This window comes from Flavobacterium sp. 2755, from assembly GCF_031455715.1.
Classification (GTDB): Bacteria; Bacteroidota; Bacteroidia; order Flavobacteriales; family Flavobacteriaceae; genus Flavobacterium.
The window spans coordinates 285,523-302,936 of sequence record NZ_JAVDTG010000007.1 but is presented as its reverse complement, the minus strand read 5'-3'; the positions used below and the strand labels follow the sequence as shown (position 1 = coordinate 302,936).

Genomic DNA, 17,414 nt, shown 5'->3' with positions numbered 1-17,414 from the left:
GCAATATTTTGTAAATCAGTAAATTGTGAATTTACGGAAGTGCTTCGCAATGAAAACCATGCGAATTTAGAAGTTCGATTATTTTATGGTTCGAAATAGAAGCGGCGTGAACCCGAAGAATTTTATCGCAATCTTCAAGATCAAAATTGACGATGCTGTTTGGGAAATGTTCAAGAAGTTTCCCAACAATCATTACTGATTGCTCGACTTCCTGAACATTTGTTTTAAAAACTTCTATCATCGCAAGTTAGTTTTACAAAGCGATATTTTTGTATCGCTCGATTTTATGATAATAGATATATGAGATTGCCAAAATCACTAAAAAGATTAACGGAAAGAAACTTTGAAGATTAATGCCGTCTACCGCAAAATGACTGATTGAGGCAAATATGAAGTCAAAACCAAATCCGGCGTAAGCCCATTCTTTTACATTTTTAGGAATAGATGGAATCACTAAAACCAGAACTCCCAGTATTTTGAAAATTACCAGCGCATTTCCAAAATATTCAGGATAACCTAAATGCTTAATTCCTTCTTTTGCCATTTCTGTCTGGGAAGTAAAAGCCGGCATAACACCTTCGAATAGAAAAATAATAGTTGTTGCAATCCAAAAAATAATTTTTGCTTTTTTCATGTGGTTTGTTTTTAAATAGTTATTAGTTAATGTATTACAAATATACTATTCTTGTTTTTTCATGAAATAGTTATTTACGACTATTTTAGGGGCATTTGGGACAAGTTTTTTGATTTTTGATTTTAGATTATTTGCCACAAAGGCGCGAAGGCGCAAAGTTTTTTTTTAAAGTTTTCTTTTTTGACTTGTGTAAGACACAAAGTATGTCTTTGCTAGGAACGAAGCAATCTCACTAGAATGAGCCACAAAGTTTGATTTAGCAATTAAGATTGCTTCGTTCCTCGCAAAGCCTTTGAGTATGTACTTTGAGAGGGCTTCGACTTCGCTCAGCCTGACAAAAAATGACAATAAAAAATGCTCTCGCAGATTTTGGAGATTAAGGAGATAAAAATCTTTTTAATCTGTGTAATCTGTGGTATAAAAAAAATCTGCAGAATCTGCGAGAGACTTAAAAAAAACTTTGCGCCTTAGCGCCTTTGTGGCAAAAAAAAACTAAAAAACGCCATGAAACCTAAGTCTCACAGCGTTTTCCTCTCAAAAAATAAATAATTAACGGGTAATGTAACAGGTATTATTTCCAGCCTCCGCCAAGAGCGCGGTACAATTCAGTATTAGCTGTAAGTTGTTGTCTTTTTACATCAGCAAGTTCAAGTTCGCTTTGCAATAAATTTGCCTGAGCGGTTAAAACTTCAAGATATTCTGCCATACCATTTTTGAATAAAAGGTTAGCATTTTTAATCGCTTGCTGTAAAGTTTTTACTTTTTCTTTTAAGAAAGTTTCCTGTTGTTGTAATTTCTCTACTTTAACTAAAGCATCAGAAACTTCGCTTACGGCAACCAAAACAGATTGTCTGAAACTTAAAACAGCTTTTTCTCTTTCTGCAACAGCAATATTATATTGCGTTCTTACTCTTTTGTTGTTCAAAAGCGGCTGTGTTAAACCTCCTGCAACAGTTCCGAATAATGAAGCTGGAATGTTAAACCAATTGCTGGTTTCAAAAGAGTTTACGCCGCCTTGAGCTGTAATTCTTAAAGCTGGATATAAATCCGCTTTTGTGATTCCAACATTTGCGTTTGCTGCTTTAAGAGCTAATTCGGCACTTTTTACATCAGGTCTTCTGCTTACTAATGCAGACGGAATTCCAATTGCTGTATTGTTTTTAACTTCAATTGCACTTAACTTAATTGTTCTTTCTTTAGAATTAGGAAAAGAACCAGTTAAAACACTTAAAGCATTTTCCTGTATCGCAATGTTTTGTTCCAATAACGGAATCAATTGTGCTGAGTTTAATTTTTGTGCTTCAGATTGTTGAATTGCCAATGTAGTTACCTGACCAGCATCGTATTTTAATTTGATAATATTAGTTGTACTATCGTTTAATTTTAGATTTTGTCTGGCAATTTCTAATTGTGCGTCCAGCATTAAAAGGTTGTAATATCCTCTTGAAACATTGGCAACAATATTTGTCTGTAATGCTTTTTTAACTTCTGCAGATTGTAAATATCCTGCATAAGCGCCTTTTTTCTGATTTCTGATTTTCCCCCAGATATCAGCTTCCCATGAAAGTGAAGCTCCGGCAGAATAATCATCGATATGTTTAGCACCAATTGCCTGGTTTAAGTTCAATCCTGTAAAACTATTGTCTGACGGATTGCTTGTACTTGCATTTACAAATAAATTAACCTGAGGTACATTTCCCCATTTTGATTGTGTAAATCTGTATTGTGCAATTTCAATGTTCTTTTCGGCAATCTGCAAATCGTTGTTTCTTGCAACGGCGCTGTCGATCAATTTGATAATATCTTTTTCGGTAAAGAAGTTTTTCCACTCCACATCAGCAATACTTGTTGTATCACTCGAAGTTGATGCATTCCTGAAATTCTCAGGAAATGCATCTTTTGGAGTTTCAATATCCTTCGAAACTTTACAGGATATTAATGTCGTGATCAGAATGGCGAAGGTCACGATTTTGGTTATATGATTTTTCATTCTTTCTTTTATTAAATTTCTGTACAAGTATCTTTAGTTTCAAGATCTTTTGAGATTCTGTACGATATATAAGCGATGCCAATTATGATGGCTACTAAAGCTGTGGTTATATAGTTTTCCATTTATTCTTTTTCTTCATTATGGATTACGGCAACTGGTTTTCCAGAAACCTTTTCTTGTAAATGCTGGAAGATGATGAATAAAACAGGAATGATAAACAATCCTAGAATTACTCCAGAAATCATACCTCCGGCAGCACCAATACTAATAGAGTGGTTACCTTGAGCTGATGGTCCTTTTGCGCTCATCATTGGTACTAAACCAACAATAAAGGCAAGAGATGTCATGATAATTGGTCGTAAACGTAATTTTGCAGCATCTATTGAAGCTCTAATTAACGCTTGTCCCGATTTTCTTTTCTGTACGGCAAATTCGACAATCAGAATGGCATTTTTGGCGAGAAGTCCAATCAGCATGACAAGGGCAACTTGTACATAAATGTTGTTCTCAATTCCAGTTAAACCAATAGCTACGAATACTCCAAAAATACCTGCAGGGATTGATAAGATTACTGCCAAAGGCAAAATGTAACTTTCGTACTGTGCAGCAAGTAAGAAATAAACGAATATCAAACACAGTAAGAATATTGTTGCGGATTGTCCTCCGGATGATATCTCCTCACGAGTTTGGCCCGAGAATTCAAACCCGTAACCTGCAGGTAATTGTTGTGCTGCTACTTCTTCAATTGCTTTAATGGCATCTCCTGAACTAAATCCTGGTTTTGGAATGGCATTAATAGAAATTGAGTTAAATAAATTGTATCGTGATGCGGTTTCTGAACCATAAATACGGGTTAGTTTTACTAAAGTATTTATTGGAACCATTTCGCCTGTTCTGTTTTTCACAAATACACGGTCAATTGCTGTTGGATCAGCTCTGTCTTCGATATCGGCCTGAACTACAACACGGTAGTATTTACCAAATCTGTTGAAATCAGATGCCTGTGCACTACCAAAATAAGCCTGCATTGTCTGCAGAATGTCTTTTACATTTACGCCTAATTGATTTGCTTTTTCATCATTAACTTCCAATTGTAATTGCGGATAATCTGCTTTGAAAGAAGTAAAGGCAACTGCAATCTCCGGACGTTTCATTAATTCACCGATAAAGTTTTGAGAAATTCCACTGAATTTATCCAGTTTTCCTCCTGTTTTATCTTGTAGAACTAAATCTAAAGCCTCAACGTTACTAAATCCTGGAACAGTTGGGAAACTGAATACGAAGAAACTTCCGCCAGAAATAGCGCCCAGTTTTCCACGAACCTGATTCATGATTTCGTCAATGTTTTTTACTTCGCCTCGTTCTTCGTTTGGTTTAAGCAATACGAATACAACTGCAGAAGATGGACTTGTAGAATTCGTCAATAAGTTGAAACCTGAAATCGCGGTTACGAATCTTGAAGCGTCTAATGCTTTTAAAGTATTCTCAGCTTCGGTCATTACTTTTTGAGTTCCGTCTAATGATGTTCCAGATGGTGTATTTACTGCAATTGCAATAAATCCTTGATCCTCTGTTGGAATAAATCCTGCAGGAGTTGTTTTTACCATTACAATCGTAGCCACAACAATTAAAGCTAATCCGCCTAAACTCAACCATTTTCTTCTGATTAAGAATTTAAGTCCGCCTACGTAACGATTCGTTAAAGATTCAAAACTGCTGTTGAAAGCGGTAAAGAATTTCTCTTTAAATCCTTTTTTTACATAAGCTGAGTCGTGATCGTGTGCTCCGTGATTATCTTTTAAGAATAATGCCGCAAGCGCCGGACTCAATGTTAAGGCATTTACTGCCGAAATTACAATTGCAATTGCCATAGTAAAGGCAAACTGACGATAGAAAACTCCCGTAGAGCCTTCCATAAAACCAACCGGCAGGAATACAGCAGCCATTACCAGCGTAATCGAGATAATAGCACCCGTTATTTCGTGCATTGCTTCATGGGTTGCGATTTTTGGAGACAAGCGTTTGTGCTCCATTTTCGCATGCACCGCTTCGACTACCACAATGGCATCATCGACCACAATACCAATCGCCAGAATTAATGCGAAAAGTGTTAAAAGGTTGATCGAAAATCCGAATAACTGCATGAAGAAGAACGTTCCTAAAATTGCTACAGGTACAGCAATAGCCGGGATTAATGTTGATCTAAAATCTTGCAAGAAGATAAATACCACAATAAATACAAGTATAAAAGCTTCTAATAAAGTATGCTCAACTTGCTCAATAGATTGGTCAAGAGATACTTTTGTACTATAGAAAATATTGTGTTTTATGCCTTTAGGAAAATCTTTAGAAGCCTTTTCCATCATTTTGTTAATAGCAATCTGAATATCATTTGAGTTAGATCCAGCTAACTGAATAACCCCAATTACAATTCCTTTTTTACCATTTAAACGTGTTAAACTGTTATAAGAATAGGCTCCAAGTTCAACTCTCGCAACATCTTTTAAGCGAAGTACTGAACCATCTGCATTAGAACGTATAGCAATATTTTCATAATCTTCCGGTTTAGTTAATTTCCCTTTGTATTTAATAACGTATTCAAAAACCTCTTTGCTTCGCTCTCCAAATTTACCCGGAGCAGCTTCCAAACTTTTGTCCTGGATAGCTCCCATAACTTCGTTTGGAGTCACTTTATAAGTTGACATTTGCGTTGGATTTAACCAAACACGCATAGAGTAATCTTTTACACCACCAAAAATACTGGCAGAACCTACACCCGGAATACGTTTTAGTTCCGGAATAATATTGATTTGTGCATAGTTGGCAACAAAAGTCTGATCGTATTTTGCTTCATCATCTGTGTACATACCAATCGCCATGATGAAACTGTTTTGTTGTTTCGCCGTAACAATACCTTGTTGTACAACCTCTGCAGGAAGCTGGCTTGTTGCCTGAGCAACTCTGTTTTGAACGTTTACCGCAGCCTGGTCAGCATCTGTTCCTAGTTTAAAGAAAACAGTAATTGCCAAAGTACCGTCGTTACTCGCTGTAGAACTCATGTAAGTCATGTTTTCTACACCATTTATAGATTCTTCGATAGAAGGTGCCACAGAACGTAAAACCGTTTCTGCGTTGGCTCCCGGATATACCGCCGTTACCAAAACCGATGGTGGCGCAATATCAGGAAACTGTTGTAAAGGCAATTTAGTTAAACCAAGTACTCCAAGAATCACCAATAAAATGGAGATTACGGTTGCCAGTACAGGTCTTTGTATAAATATTTTGAACATTGTCTTTTAGAATTATTTTTTATTAGTTACTTCGGCAACTTTAATTGATTTTTCTGGCTGAATCGCTTGTCCATCCTGAAGTTTGTCAATACCGCTTAACACGATTTGGTCACCAGTTTTTACACCTTCTTTAATTAAATAATTGGTACCGCTTTTACCCACAATAGTAATAGGCGTTTTAGTTACTTTGTTGTCTTTACCTACACTGAAAACAAATACTTTATCCTGCATTTCAACTGTAGCCGACTGTGGAACTAAAATTGCATCGTCGTGGTTTAATCCTAAACGGATTCTTCCTGTGTTTCCAGAACGTAATGTTCCGTTTGCATTTGGGAAAGTTGCTCTAATTGTGATTGCTCCTGTAGTTTTATCAAACTGACCGTCAACCATATCAATTTTTCCGGTTTGAGGATAAGCGTTGTTATCAGCCAAAATCAAAGTAACCGGAGGTAATTTTTTGATTTTATCACCAAGAGAGCTTCCAGCGTATTGTGCTTTAAAGTTGATGAAATCTGTTTCTCCTAAAGAGAAATAAGCAAATACTTCATGAACATCTGATAAAGTTGTAAGAGCTTCAACATCAGAAGCAGAAACTAAACTTCCTTGTTTTTTAGGTAATCTTCCAATGTAACCGCTAACTGGAGCCGTAACATTTGTATATCCTAAATTAATTTTAGCAGAACCTACCAAGGCTTTTGCCTGCTCGATATTTGCAGCAGCAATTTTTTGAGAAGCTTTAGCCGTTTTTAATTGATAATCAGAAACTACTTTGTTTTGTACTAAAGGAGTCAATTTATCTACTTCTAAATTAGCGTTGATTAAAGCCGCTTCTGCAGCGTGTAAACTTGCCAATGCATTGTTTAACTGTTCACGGTAAGGACGTTCGTTTATTTTAAATAAAGTTTGTCCTTTGCTTACGTAAGCACCTTCATCAACAAAAATTCTGTCAAGGTTTCCACTTACTTGCGGGCGAATTTCAACATCTACAGTTCCTTGTATAGCAGCTGGATATTCAGCATCAGTAGTTGTATTTGCACTTGTTATAGCCAACACAGGTAAAACCGGCGGTGGTGGAGCAGTAGGCGCCTGATTTTTGTCGCCACAGCTGCTTAATACTAAAGCCAGAACAAAACTGGTTATAATTATTACATTTTTCATTTTCATATTGGTTTTAATTGGTTGAACATTTTCTCGGATTAAATTCTTAGGTATTCTGGCATTCTCGGGATTCATATCTAATTAAATTAAATTATCTAACGTTGTTAAGTAAATGTGCGCAAACTTTCCTACTTTATGTTTTTTCAATCTATTTTCAATCATTATTAAAATATTTAACGGCGTTAAGTAAAAGTCTAAAAAAAGAGCTTTTATTACTCTATTAAATTTTCTAACAGTGTTAAGTTAAGGTTATAAAAAAAAGGATTTTATATTATCCAATTAAATTATTTTACACTGTTAAGTAAAAATTGAAAAAAAATCTATTGTATTGATTTGATGATACCACCAATGGCATCTTTCAAAATTTGAGCATTTATTGTTTCTAAAATATCACTTTTGTTAATGATGTTGATGGCGATTAAACCATGAATAACAGAAAAGAAAGTAAAATATTTTTGTTTAATGATATCTTCACTCGGATTGCTGTCTTTCATTACATCAGCAATAACTCCGGTGAATAATTTGTAAGGTCCCTCCTGAGCCGAACATCGCTGTGCGCAGCAGGTCATTTGAACACCAAACATTAACTGATACATCTCAGTATTTGTAAAAGCGAAGTCCCAGTAAGTCATCCACATGGCTTCTAATTGATCTTCCGGTTTTTCAAACTTATCTATTGCAACTTGTAGTTCTTTAGTCAGTTTAATAAAACCTTTACCTGTCAATTCTTCAAGTATTGCTTCCTTATTTGAAAAGTATTCATAAATAATAGGAGCAGTATATTCGATTCTGTCGGCAATTTTACGCATACTCAAACCATTCCAGCCTTCATCTTTTACGATATCATAAGCAGCCCCAAGGATATTATTCCTTGTCTCTTCTTTTTGTCTTAAAATTCGATCTTTGCTAGCCATTATATTCGAGTATTAAATTGTTTAACACTGTTAGGCAAATGTATGGCGGATTTTCTAATAATGAAATAAATTTATCATAATATTTTCTTATTCAACCATAGAGAGAATTAAAATACTAGAAAAATAAGGTGTTCCGAAAGGTTTTCTGTTTTTGTGAAATTTAATTTTAAGCAAAATTCAACCCAAATTCGAATCAAATTAAGATGATTTTGAAGTTTTTTGATTCTGAAAAAAGCCTAATTTTCTCATTGACGCATAAAATTTTGATTATTTCATTCCCCGAACACTCATTTCTATCGTATAAACACTTTTACTGGCAGTAATGAATAATGTTTTAAATTTTTTTCCTCCAAAACAAACATTAGCTGTCCATGGTTCAGGAACATCAATATGGGCTATTTTTTCTCCTTGTGGATTGAATATGGTAACTCCTTTTCCGCATAAGTAAATGTTTCCGGACTCGTCTATTGTCATTCCATCTGAACCTGATTCAGTAAACAGCGTTTTTTTGCCTAAAGAACCATTACTTTCGATTGTATAAGAGTACGTTTTATTTGCTCCTATATCCGCTACGTATAAGGTTTTTCCATTCGAAGTTCCAATAATGCCATTAGGTTTTACAAGGTCATTCCCAACGTTTATAATTTTGGATTTATCCGGAGATAAATAGTAAACACATTCTTTCTCTATTTCTTTGGAAGTATGTTTCCAATAATCCCTTTGGTAAAAAGGATCTGTAAAATAAATACCGCCTTTTGGGTCAACCCAAAGATCATTGGGGCCATTCAGCCTTTTTCCTTCAAAGTTGTTTAATAGTACAGTATAATTTTTGTTTTTGTCTATTTTCCAAAGCTCATTTTTTTCATCGGCGCAAGCCAAAAGATTGCCTGCGTGATCAAAATACAAACCGTTCGCCCTTCCTGCATTTTCCATAAAAACAGAAAGTTCGCCATTAACCGACCATTTCATGATTCTATTATTAGGCTGATCTGTAAAATAAATATTTCCTTTTTTATCCACTGCAGGGCCTTCTGTAAAACTGAATTGGTCTGATAGTTTTGTGAGAACTGCGCCTTTTGCTATTAAGTTATAGCTTTTTTCTTTTGATGGCTGAGCGTAAATAAAATTTGTAAGAGCTAAAGTAATAACAAATATAAGTTGTGATTTTATTTTAAGTTGGAGCATTATAAAAAGGTTTAAAAGTTGCTTTTGAAGCGTTTTTAAAAGTAGTTTTTATTTCTGATATTCTGCAAAGTTGGGTTAAGATTCTTTTGAGGAGCAGAAATTCCGTTTTCAAAAGAACGTTTAGTCCCGCTCTCCACTATATTCCCGATAAACAAAAACTACGGCTAAAAAGCCTTGTTTTTCTAAATCGGGAGATGCCGTTTCTCCCGATAGCTATCGGGAGGGGCTAGGCGAGAAAGTATCTTTTTTATAATTTCCCTAAGCAGCTTTAAAGGAATTTATTTTACATATTAAATTTTAAATGGCGGCTTTACGTGTAGAAAGTAATATTTTTACGAGACAAATTCAAAAAACACTCATTCAATAATTTAATTATGTCGCTACTGATTCTTATTGCCGGGATTATCTTATTATTGATTCTAATTTCCGTTGTAAAACTCAATGCCTTTATTTCCTTAATAGTTGCCGCTTTCTTTGTTGGCATTTTTAAGCAAATGCCTTTTCCGGATTTAATTAATTCGATACAGGAGGGAATAGGAAGTACGTTAGGTTCTTTAATTTTAATTATTGCTTTTGGCGTTATTTTAGGAAATTTACTTTCTGATAGTGGCGCTGCACAGCGAATCAGCTCTGTCATGATTCAGTCTTTTGGTATTCAGTATATTAAATGGGCAATGGTCATAACCGGATTCTCTGTTGGAATTTCTATGTTCTACAATGCAGGGTTTATAATTTTGATTCCAATGGTTTTTGCTGTGGCCAAAAGCACTAAACAACCTATCATTTATTTGGGAATTGCCATGGCATCGGCACTTTCTATTACGCATGGTTTTTTACCACCACATCCGGGACCAACAGCAATTGCAGTTATTTTTAAAGCTAATATCGGTAAAACACTTCTTTACGGACTTATAGTTGCGCTTCCGGCACTTTTCATGGCGGGAATCGTTTTTCCTGAATTTATAAAAAAAATAAACGCCTTTCCTCCAAAAGGATTATTCGACAGCAAAACTTTCACAGAATCAGAAATGCCTTCTTTTGCAATTAGTATTGTAACGGCATTAGTTCCAGTTTTTTTAATGGCCACTGCGACGTTCAGTGAATTATTTTTGCCCAAAGAAAGTACGTTATGTGCCGTATTGCTTTTTATTGGAAATCCGCTGACTTCAATGTTGATTGCAATACTTTTTGCAGTATTTAGCTTAGGCATTTTACGCGGAAGAAAAATGCAGGATATTATGGATAAATCGGGTAGTGCTTTAAGTTCGGCTACCATGATCATTTTAATAATTGCTGCCGGCGGTGCTTTTAAACAAGTATTAATTGACAGCGGAATAGGGACAGATTTAAGTACTTTTTTTGAACAATCCTCTCTTTCCCCTTTATTGTTAGGCTGGCTGATTGCGACTATTATTCGCATTGCTTTAGGATCTGCAACAGTCGCCGGATTAACCGCAGCCGGAATTGTACAGCCTTTAGTGATTGCATCTGGTGTGAGTCCTGAATTAATGGTTTTGTCCATTGGCGCTGGAAGTTTAATGTGTTCGCATGTAAATGATACCGGATTTTGGATGTTTAAAGAATATTTTGGCATCAGCGTCTCGGACACTTTTAAAACCTGGACGGTTATGGAAACCATTATAGGAGTAATGGGATTAATTGGTGTATTACTTTTAAATTTATGGATCAAATAAATAGTATGGAAGCATTGTATATTGGCATTGACATTGGAACAACAGCAACAAAAGCTGTTTGTTTTGATAAACAGGGAAATGTGCTTCGACAAATTGTTAAGTCGTACAGCATGTATCATCCCAAGCCGGAATGGAGTGTTCAAAAGCCGCACGAAATTTTGCAAACCGTAAAGGAATGTATTAACGAGATTACAAACGGAATTCAGCCTCAGTTTATCAGTTTTAGCTCGGCGATGCAAAGTGTCATTGCAATTGATGAAAATGGAAAACCACTGACAGATGCTATTTTATGGGCAGATAACAGAGCTGCGGGAATTGCCGAAAAACTTAAAAATTCAGATCAGGGAAAACACTTTTATCAAAAAACCGGAATACCAATTCATCCTTTTTCTCCTTTGACAAAAATTGCCTGGTGGAAAGAATTTGACTCTGAATTATTTTCCAAAACTTATAAATTCATCAGTATTAAAGAATATGTCTGGCATCATTTGACCAATGAATATTATACAGACACCTCTATGGCGTCCGGAACTGGATTGTTAAACATTCATACTTTAGATTGGGATGAGGAAGTTTTGGATTTCTTGAACATAAAGCCACACCAACTCTCTAAAGTTTGCGAAGTCACACACCAATGCAAGGGAATTTCAGATGATTTTCTTTATATAATTGGCGGTGGGGACGGTGCGTTGGCGAATCTCGGAACAGGCGCCATGAACAAAAGTTGTATTGCTTTAACTATTGGCACGAGCGGAGCAGTTCGACTGCCCATTGACAAACCGTATCTTGACGACCAAATGCGCACGCAGTGTTATCATTTGATGGACAATCAATATCTTACTTTAGGCGCTGTTAATAATGGTGCGATAATTTTACAATGGCTGAAAGAAACTTTACTAAAAACAGAACAATCTTTAGAAGTTCTTATTGAAGAAGCCGCAAAAATTCCTGCAGGTTCTGATGGACTGCTTTTTGTACCTTATTTATTGGGAGAACGAGCGCCAATCTGGGATGCCTCGGCTCAGGGAACCCTTTTAGGAATGCAGATTACGCACTCACAAGCACACTTGGTAAGAGCCACTTTAGAAGGAATTTTATTTGGATTGTTCCAAATCACAGAAATTTTAATTCCGGATCCCGAACATAGAAAAGAAACAAAAGTTATGGCCAGCGGCGGATTTGGTAAAAGCGAACTGTGGCTCCAAATGGTTGCTGATATTTTCCAGATGCAGGTTGAAACCTCGCAAACTATCGAAGGATCTTCTTGGGGCGCTGTTCTTATAGGTTTAAAATCACTCGGCGAGGAGATCACAAATGATAACAAAACGGGACAAACCTATTTTCCTAATACGGAAAATAAAAGTGTATATGAAGCTGCGTTCAACAAGTTTAAAAAAGTATATCCTTTGCTGAAGGATTTTTAAGAACCAATAGGAATTTGCATTAGAAGTCAAGCTCTATAATATTGGTCTAGCCTTTGGCTCTTTATCTTAAAGGAAATTTTTCTGGATTTTGAGATGTATGAACAATAGCATTTAAAAATATCGTTTTTGATAACTCATCAACCATAAAAAATGCAATGTAAGGGAATTTTTTAAATGGAATATAACGGTAATTATTATCGTGAAATTGACAAAAAGGATTTATTTGTAAGGCTTTGTAAACCTTCTTATAATCATTAAGAAAGCCTAAGGCGACTTTCTTACTAACTTTTGATTATAGTATTCAACAGCTTCTTCAATGTTTTTTAATGCATTTGGAGAAACAATAATCTTATAATTCATACTTCTTTTTTAAATCAGTATATAGTGATTCAGCATCTGTATATTGGCTTTTGTCTGAATTAATTTGACTATCTAAAATTTGCTGCTGTTCTGTAGATAACTCGTAAGGTTTCACATTAGCTATCTCAAATTTAATCTTTAGTGCTTTCATAAAAGCTTTTACAGCTTCTATTTGAGAAGCGTCTTCTGTATATGCTGTGATATTAATTGCTTGCATGATATTAATTTACTAAAGTTGTCCAACAAAGTTAAAACAAAAGTCTAATTTCCATGTTAATCTCTATAATTTATTTCTATTTTCATTTCTACTGATTTTATTTTTTTTCATAATATTTTAAAAGATTGTTTCATGTTAAATTAGATTATATGTCTTGAACCGGATTAAAATCCGGCGCTACAAATTATGCCTTTGAACTGGACTGAAGTCCAGCCCTACAATATAGGCCGAGCCTTTGGCTCTTATCTTAGATTTCTTTCATTTTGATATATTTGTCATTTTTCTTGCGACTGTCGATAACAGAACAATAGATACAAAAAAGAAAAAGATTTCTTTTTCAAGTAATGAAAAACAAAAATTCCGAAGGAATGATCCATATTGTAGAGCTGGACTTCAGTCCAGTTTAAAAATACATAAATTTCACAATCTAAATCGCCAATCTTTGTCGATTTACGAGTGCGATTTACTTCGTCTGTTCGCTATCGCTCGAGTCTCGTTCCTCGAAATGACAAACAGCACGCTAAAAAAGTCACAACCTTGTCAGGCTGAGCGATCTCGAGGCTTCGGGAGAAGCCCGCAATCAACTTACCGACACATGTTTACTAAAATACGCAACCGCCATTTCTACAATTTCGTCTTTGGTAGTAAAACTATATTGTACCCCGTTTTCTAAAGTATATTGATCACCAATATTTGGAAAATATTCTTTTCCATTTGCGTGAAATGAATGTATAACGGTAAACCACCGATGGCGCTCGTGATCTTTAAAAGAATATATTAGATTATCTGAAGTAATAAAATTAGTTCCGTTATTGACATCAAGTATAGAAGTGTATTTACTTTTTAGGAAACTGCCATGAATACAGATGTTTGAATTGAATTTTTGAGATAATAATTTGGTTATTTTTTGGGTATTGTGCATATAAAAATCTTTTAAATTTTGGTGTAGTATTGTAAATGTAAGACAGCAATTTTCGTCCACTATACCCTTAAAAGTTTTTATTATATTAAAATAAGGTTTTTTACAACTTATCAAAAAGGAATATTTTCAATTTTCAATTATTCTATTTATTGCAAATTTTTTCATTTGACTTTTTACCAGATAATATATTCCAACAAAAAGCAAAAACACCATAATTTTAATCAATAATGCAAGAAAAAAATTAGAAGGATAAATATCTAAATCACGATACATTGTCCATGAGCTTGGTAAATAATCGCGATGGAAACTAGTAATAAATATTATAAATTGTTCTATTGAAACAATAAGCAAAAAGCTGAATACAATTCTCAATAAAGCATTTTTACTAACTTTTTTAAATCGCAGTAATTGTGTAAGAGCGAACCATAGAATAGGCTGAAACCAAATCCCAAACCAATATTTCCCGAACAATCTGTTGATCAAATCGTTTTGTTCTTCGGGATTACTTTCTGCATAAAAAACAAAAATTCCAATTATCCAGGCAGTAAAATAAATTACGCCAGCCAAAGAAATAAATTTAACAGCTTCTTCATCTATTTTGTACAGAATAGGTTTCTTTACAAAAATCAAAACAATTAGATATAAAATTGAATATAAACCAAAGGCTGTAAAAAAGTCTATCGTTATTATTTGAAGAAGAAATAGAATGTTTTCTCTCATTATTTATTTTTTAGGGATGGTTTTATTAATCGAAAAAATATTCAATTACTATTTTGTCTTCTGTCACAATATGGTCTGTAATATGAAAAACTTCATCAATCCACGGATGTTCTAATGCTTCTTTTCTATCTAAAATAGAACCTAGTAAATCTTGTTTCCAGGGAGATTCTTCTTTGTCCATTAAGCCAACTTGATAATCAGTTTCATCAACCCAAATTCTAAATGGAAAAGCAAATCTATTTTTAGGTTCATCATCCGTTCCCCAATCACCAATACTAATTATTCCGGTAACAAGTTTGTCTTCATGTCCTTTTGTGAATTTTAAATAGTAAATAGCAAATGCATCTTCGTCTTTATAAACAAAACGAGTAAGCTTAACAATTTCGTTGTTACAGCATTTACAAATTTCGATGGTAGGCTCTTCAAATTCAATTTTAATCATTATTAATCCCTTTTCGATTTATATGTATTATTACAGGATTTTGGCCATCTGCATTTCTTTTACTTCTGCCTTCCAGACCAATTTTAACATCATCTGGTTTTTCAGAACCTAACTCGTTCGGATTTACATAAGTATACATTCCGTATCCATGTCCTGAAACAATCCAGCCTTCAGTTTCCTTTAAATGAATAACGCTAAAGTCTCCGGCGGGTCCTCCGGCATGTACTGGACCAAATTCTTTCATTAATTTTATTGCCTCGCTTTCTAAATCCGGAATGGTGTCTGCATTGTCAAAAATTATATAAGTTCCGTTTTCGAATAAAACCCAATCTTGAAATTTTGGATTTATAGCAAGTCTGACATGATGAAGTAAATCAGCTTCTGTCATTTCGTTAGATTCTTGATTGTCAATTTTCTTTTTTTCAGGATTTTTGCAACCCAACGAAAAGAAAGTTAAAAGAGGCAGAATAATTTTAAATGGCTTTATCTTCATATAGAATTTGGTTTCAATAGGCTTTTTTCAAATGTATTAATTTTTGATTATGATTTAATACATTTGAAGTAATTTGATTTTCTCTTTTATTATAAAAAAAGAATCTGTAATTGTAAGAAAAAGAATATAAAATAGAAAGGTTTTTCTTATATTTGTTTTTCCTAAATTACAGAATAATGACATTTAAAAAAAATTTGCCCGTGTGGTATGGTGACGGTATTGGAAACAACCGTAACACTTCTGTAGTGTAGGACACCTTAGCTATGCGGGTTTTATATTTTCCTAAATTACAGAGTTTATGAGTACAAACACATTTTCAAAAGAAGCTGAAACAAGACTTCTAAATTTCTTCAACACTAAAATTGATCCGCAAGACATGGCCAAAGCAATAAGGCAGGTAAATTATATTCTTGCTTTAGGCGTTATGCGAGAACATGAAACTCTTCAAAACGGAATAGATAACTTAGAAAATAGCTTTTTTTGGCTGAATGAATTGGCTGAAGTTTTGAATCCTTATTTGGAGAAGGAATAAAGTTTATAAAAAAACCTCGATTTTTTAAGATCGAGGTTTTTATTTTTCTCTTGTTACTTTTGCTAGCGGGCAAGATACTCTCTCTAAAAAGAAATTTGAGATAATTACAGATTTAAATTTTTTTGACACAAGTATAATATATTTTAGAAGAGGATTGGTATGAATTCAGCCTTTTCTAATTTAATATAATTTCAGGGGTTACTAATTCGGCTAACTTAGCAGCAACTTCTATCATTGAATCATCTATAGTATTTAAACCACTTCGTGAGCCAAGTAAAGGACTTACTTCACGTAAATCATCAAACGTTGTGTTATGAACTATAGGAACAAGTAAATCACGAGCCAAGAGAGCGGAAAGTTCCTTGTCAGCAATTCCTTCTCCTTTAATACGTTTAAGAAACGAAGGAGTAACTAATACAATACCAACTCGAGATTTTGCCAATCCTTTATCGATTTCACGGAGTAAGGATGAGCCTAACAAAACATCTTTTTCGCTAAACCAAACAGAAACGCCTTTTAATTCTAGTAAATCGTGTAATTCTTTAGCAGCGTCTTTTCGATCATCCCAAGCGTGACAAAGAAAAACATCTCGCAAGTCTGGTAAATCAGAACGTTTCTCAATGTTTTCACGTACAGGTGTAAGTGTACGGATCTCTGCTGGTGTATATAAGATCGTAGATCCAGCTGAAGACCAACGGGCTTTAGTTTTATATTGTCCGTTACTACTGTTAGTGTTACGACCAAACGAGCTGTTTGAGGATGAAGAATAAGACGGATAAGACGGATAAGAATTATAACTACGATAACTACTTCTGCCTCCGCATGCTGGGCAATTTTCTCTTGCACTTGCTGTGCGATGACCATGAACTGGTGCTGTACATCTTGACATATTATATATAATTTTGATAAGTTTATAATTTTTAAAATTTGTATAATTTATTTCTTTTTTGGTTAGTTGTTTAATTTTGAGCTAATGAAGAAGGCTTTAGCCTTCTTCATTGATTTTGTTGGTGTTATTTTTCTTTGGTAACGCCTTTAAAAGGAGCAGGACTTGAAGTTTTTACATCCATAAACTGTCCAGTTTCAGAATCTCTTTTAGTCCATAAACCCGTTTTCGGATTTTGAAATTGAGTTCTGTCTTTCACAGCTCCTTTTCTTGAATTGTCTTTAGGTGGATTTGTTGCCATCTTTTTTCAATTTAGAGTTAAACAATATTCCTTTAACTTCACGACATAAAGGATTTGACGATTTTAATATGTTATATCTATAATTTTTCATTAGATAATTTTATTTTTAAAAGTGCATTTAATCGTGTTTTATGTGATTTAATCGATTATATTTTGCTAAAATATACTTTATTGTATATTTTTTTCATAATGTATGAGATTAATACGTGCAAATATATAAAAAAAAATATTAGCTGTTTTATTTTTTTTAAT

The 17,414-nt window shown here is 34.2% G+C and carries 17 protein-coding genes; 3 read left to right on the top strand and 14 right to left on the bottom strand.

The window, feature by feature from the left end:
• Positions 1-31: 31 nt before the first annotated feature.
• From J2Y38_RS17440 to J2Y38_RS17410, 7 genes are all read right to left on the bottom strand, one after another.
• Positions 32-241 carry a hypothetical protein gene (locus tag J2Y38_RS17440; RefSeq protein ID WP_053474484.1) on the bottom strand — a complete coding sequence of 70 codons (210 nt, stop codon included), beginning with the start codon at positions 239-241 and terminating at the stop codon, positions 32-34.
• A 12-nt stretch (positions 242-253) separates the two neighbouring features.
• Positions 254-634: a DoxX family protein gene (locus tag J2Y38_RS17435; protein WP_309845006.1), complete on the bottom strand. Its 381-nt coding sequence runs from the start codon at positions 632-634 to the stop codon at positions 254-256.
• 571 nt (positions 635-1,205) lie between these two features.
• On the bottom strand, positions 1,206-2,624 hold the full coding sequence (locus J2Y38_RS17430; protein WP_309845004.1) for a TolC family protein: 1,419 nt from the start codon (positions 2,622-2,624) through the stop codon (positions 1,206-1,208).
• 122 nt (positions 2,625-2,746) lie between these two features.
• Complete coding sequence (locus tag J2Y38_RS17425; RefSeq protein WP_309845001.1) at positions 2,747-5,914, bottom strand: efflux RND transporter permease subunit; 3,168 nt, start codon at positions 5,912-5,914, stop codon at positions 2,747-2,749.
• 12 nt (positions 5,915-5,926) lie between these two features.
• A complete protein-coding gene (locus tag J2Y38_RS17420; protein ID WP_309845000.1) occupies positions 5,927-7,147 on the bottom strand; it encodes an efflux RND transporter periplasmic adaptor subunit in 1,221 nt (406 codons plus the stop codon).
• A gap of 245 nt (positions 7,148-7,392) precedes the next feature.
• Positions 7,393-7,986 (bottom strand): TetR/AcrR family transcriptional regulator, encoded by a 594-nt coding sequence (locus J2Y38_RS17415; protein ID WP_053474489.1) that lies wholly within the window; start codon positions 7,984-7,986, stop codon positions 7,393-7,395.
• A 267-nt stretch (positions 7,987-8,253) separates the two neighbouring features.
• The gene (locus J2Y38_RS17410; protein ID WP_309844998.1) at positions 8,254-9,171 is read right to left on the bottom strand and encodes an SMP-30/gluconolactonase/LRE family protein; all 918 of its coding nucleotides are present in this window, start codon (positions 9,169-9,171) and stop codon (positions 8,254-8,256) included.
• Between the two features lie 374 nt (positions 9,172-9,545).
• Here J2Y38_RS17410 and J2Y38_RS17405 point away from each other — a divergent pair, with 374 nt between their 5' ends.
• Entirely contained in the window at positions 9,546-10,865 is a 1,320-nt protein-coding gene (locus J2Y38_RS17405; RefSeq protein ID WP_309844996.1) for a gluconate:H+ symporter, read from the top strand.
• Positions 10,853-12,289 carry a gluconokinase gene (locus tag J2Y38_RS17400; protein WP_309844994.1) on the top strand — a complete coding sequence of 479 codons (1,437 nt, stop codon included), beginning with the start codon at positions 10,853-10,855 and terminating at the stop codon, positions 12,287-12,289. Before J2Y38_RS17405 ends, J2Y38_RS17400 begins: the two co-directional genes overlap by 13 nt.
• Before the next feature lie 349 nt (positions 12,290-12,638).
• Here J2Y38_RS17400 and J2Y38_RS17395 read toward each other — a convergent pair whose 3' ends face one another.
• The 5 genes from J2Y38_RS17395 to J2Y38_RS17375 form a co-directional block, all read right to left on the bottom strand.
• A complete protein-coding gene (locus J2Y38_RS17395; protein ID WP_053474493.1) occupies positions 12,639-12,866 on the bottom strand; it encodes a DUF2683 family protein in 228 nt (75 codons plus the stop codon).
• A gap of 580 nt (positions 12,867-13,446) precedes the next feature.
• Positions 13,447-13,788, bottom strand: coding sequence for a hypothetical protein (locus J2Y38_RS17390; RefSeq protein ID WP_309844992.1), 342 nt, complete (start codon positions 13,786-13,788; stop codon positions 13,447-13,449).
• Between the two features lie 126 nt (positions 13,789-13,914).
• Entirely contained in the window at positions 13,915-14,508 is a 594-nt protein-coding gene (locus J2Y38_RS17385) for a hypothetical protein (protein ID WP_309844990.1), read from the bottom strand.
• Between the two features lie 25 nt (positions 14,509-14,533).
• Positions 14,534-14,950, bottom strand: a complete 417-nt coding sequence (locus tag J2Y38_RS17380; protein WP_309844989.1) for a hypothetical protein — start codon at positions 14,948-14,950, stop codon at positions 14,534-14,536.
• Entirely contained in the window at positions 14,943-15,443 is a 501-nt protein-coding gene (locus J2Y38_RS17375; RefSeq protein WP_309844987.1) for a hypothetical protein, read from the bottom strand. Before J2Y38_RS17375 ends, J2Y38_RS17380 begins: the two co-directional genes overlap by 8 nt.
• 298 nt (positions 15,444-15,741) lie before the next feature.
• On the opposite strand from J2Y38_RS17375, the gene J2Y38_RS17370 reads away from it, so the two are divergent.
• Entirely contained in the window at positions 15,742-15,975 is a 234-nt protein-coding gene (locus tag J2Y38_RS17370) for a hypothetical protein (protein ID WP_309844985.1), read from the top strand.
• A gap of 175 nt (positions 15,976-16,150) precedes the next feature.
• On the opposite strand, the gene J2Y38_RS17365 is transcribed toward J2Y38_RS17370, so the two are convergent.
• Together J2Y38_RS17365 and J2Y38_RS17360 are read right to left on the bottom strand one after the other, a co-directional pair.
• Positions 16,151-16,864 carry a toll/interleukin-1 receptor domain-containing protein gene (locus J2Y38_RS17365; RefSeq protein WP_309844983.1) on the bottom strand — a complete coding sequence of 238 codons (714 nt, stop codon included), beginning with the start codon at positions 16,862-16,864 and terminating at the stop codon, positions 16,151-16,153.
• A 124-nt stretch (positions 16,865-16,988) separates the two neighbouring features.
• Positions 16,989-17,162, bottom strand: a complete 174-nt coding sequence (locus tag J2Y38_RS17360) for a hypothetical protein (protein WP_309844982.1) — start codon at positions 17,160-17,162, stop codon at positions 16,989-16,991.
• Positions 17,163-17,414 lie beyond the last annotated feature (252 nt).

Coding starts and splice junctions, on each gene's coding strand:
- J2Y38_RS17440 (WP_053474484.1), bottom strand. CDS start 241: ATGATAGAAGTTTTTAAAACAAATGTTCAGGAAGTCGAGCAATCAGTA.
- J2Y38_RS17435 (WP_309845006.1), bottom strand. CDS start 634: ATGAAAAAAGCAAAAATTATTTTTTGGATTGCAACAACTATTATTTTT.
- J2Y38_RS17430 (WP_309845004.1), bottom strand. CDS start 2,624: ATGAAAAATCATATAACCAAAATCGTGACCTTCGCCATTCTGATCACG.
- J2Y38_RS17425 (WP_309845001.1), bottom strand. CDS start 5,914: ATGTTCAAAATATTTATACAAAGACCTGTACTGGCAACCGTAATCTCC.
- J2Y38_RS17420 (WP_309845000.1), bottom strand. CDS start 7,147: ATGAATCCCGAGAATGCCAGAATACCTAAGAATTTAATCCGAGAAAAT.
- J2Y38_RS17415 (WP_053474489.1), bottom strand. CDS start 7,986: ATGGCTAGCAAAGATCGAATTTTAAGACAAAAAGAAGAGACAAGGAAT.
- J2Y38_RS17410 (WP_309844998.1), bottom strand. CDS start 9,171: ATGCTCCAACTTAAAATAAAATCACAACTTATATTTGTTATTACTTTA.
- J2Y38_RS17405 (WP_309844996.1), top strand. CDS start 9,546: ATGTCGCTACTGATTCTTATTGCCGGGATTATCTTATTATTGATTCTA.
- J2Y38_RS17400 (WP_309844994.1), top strand. CDS start 10,853: ATGGATCAAATAAATAGTATGGAAGCATTGTATATTGGCATTGACATT.
- J2Y38_RS17395 (WP_053474493.1), bottom strand. CDS start 12,866: ATGCAAGCAATTAATATCACAGCATATACAGAAGACGCTTCTCAAATA.
- J2Y38_RS17390 (WP_309844992.1), bottom strand. CDS start 13,788: ATGCACAATACCCAAAAAATAACCAAATTATTATCTCAAAAATTCAAT.
- J2Y38_RS17385 (WP_309844990.1), bottom strand. CDS start 14,508: ATGAGAGAAAACATTCTATTTCTTCTTCAAATAATAACGATAGACTTT.
- J2Y38_RS17380 (WP_309844989.1), bottom strand. CDS start 14,950: ATGATTAAAATTGAATTTGAAGAGCCTACCATCGAAATTTGTAAATGC.
- J2Y38_RS17375 (WP_309844987.1), bottom strand. CDS start 15,443: ATGAAGATAAAGCCATTTAAAATTATTCTGCCTCTTTTAACTTTCTTT.
- J2Y38_RS17370 (WP_309844985.1), top strand. CDS start 15,742: ATGAGTACAAACACATTTTCAAAAGAAGCTGAAACAAGACTTCTAAAT.
- J2Y38_RS17365 (WP_309844983.1), bottom strand. CDS start 16,864: ATGTCAAGATGTACAGCACCAGTTCATGGTCATCGCACAGCAAGTGCA.
- J2Y38_RS17360 (WP_309844982.1), bottom strand. CDS start 17,162: ATGGCAACAAATCCACCTAAAGACAATTCAAGAAAAGGAGCTGTGAAA.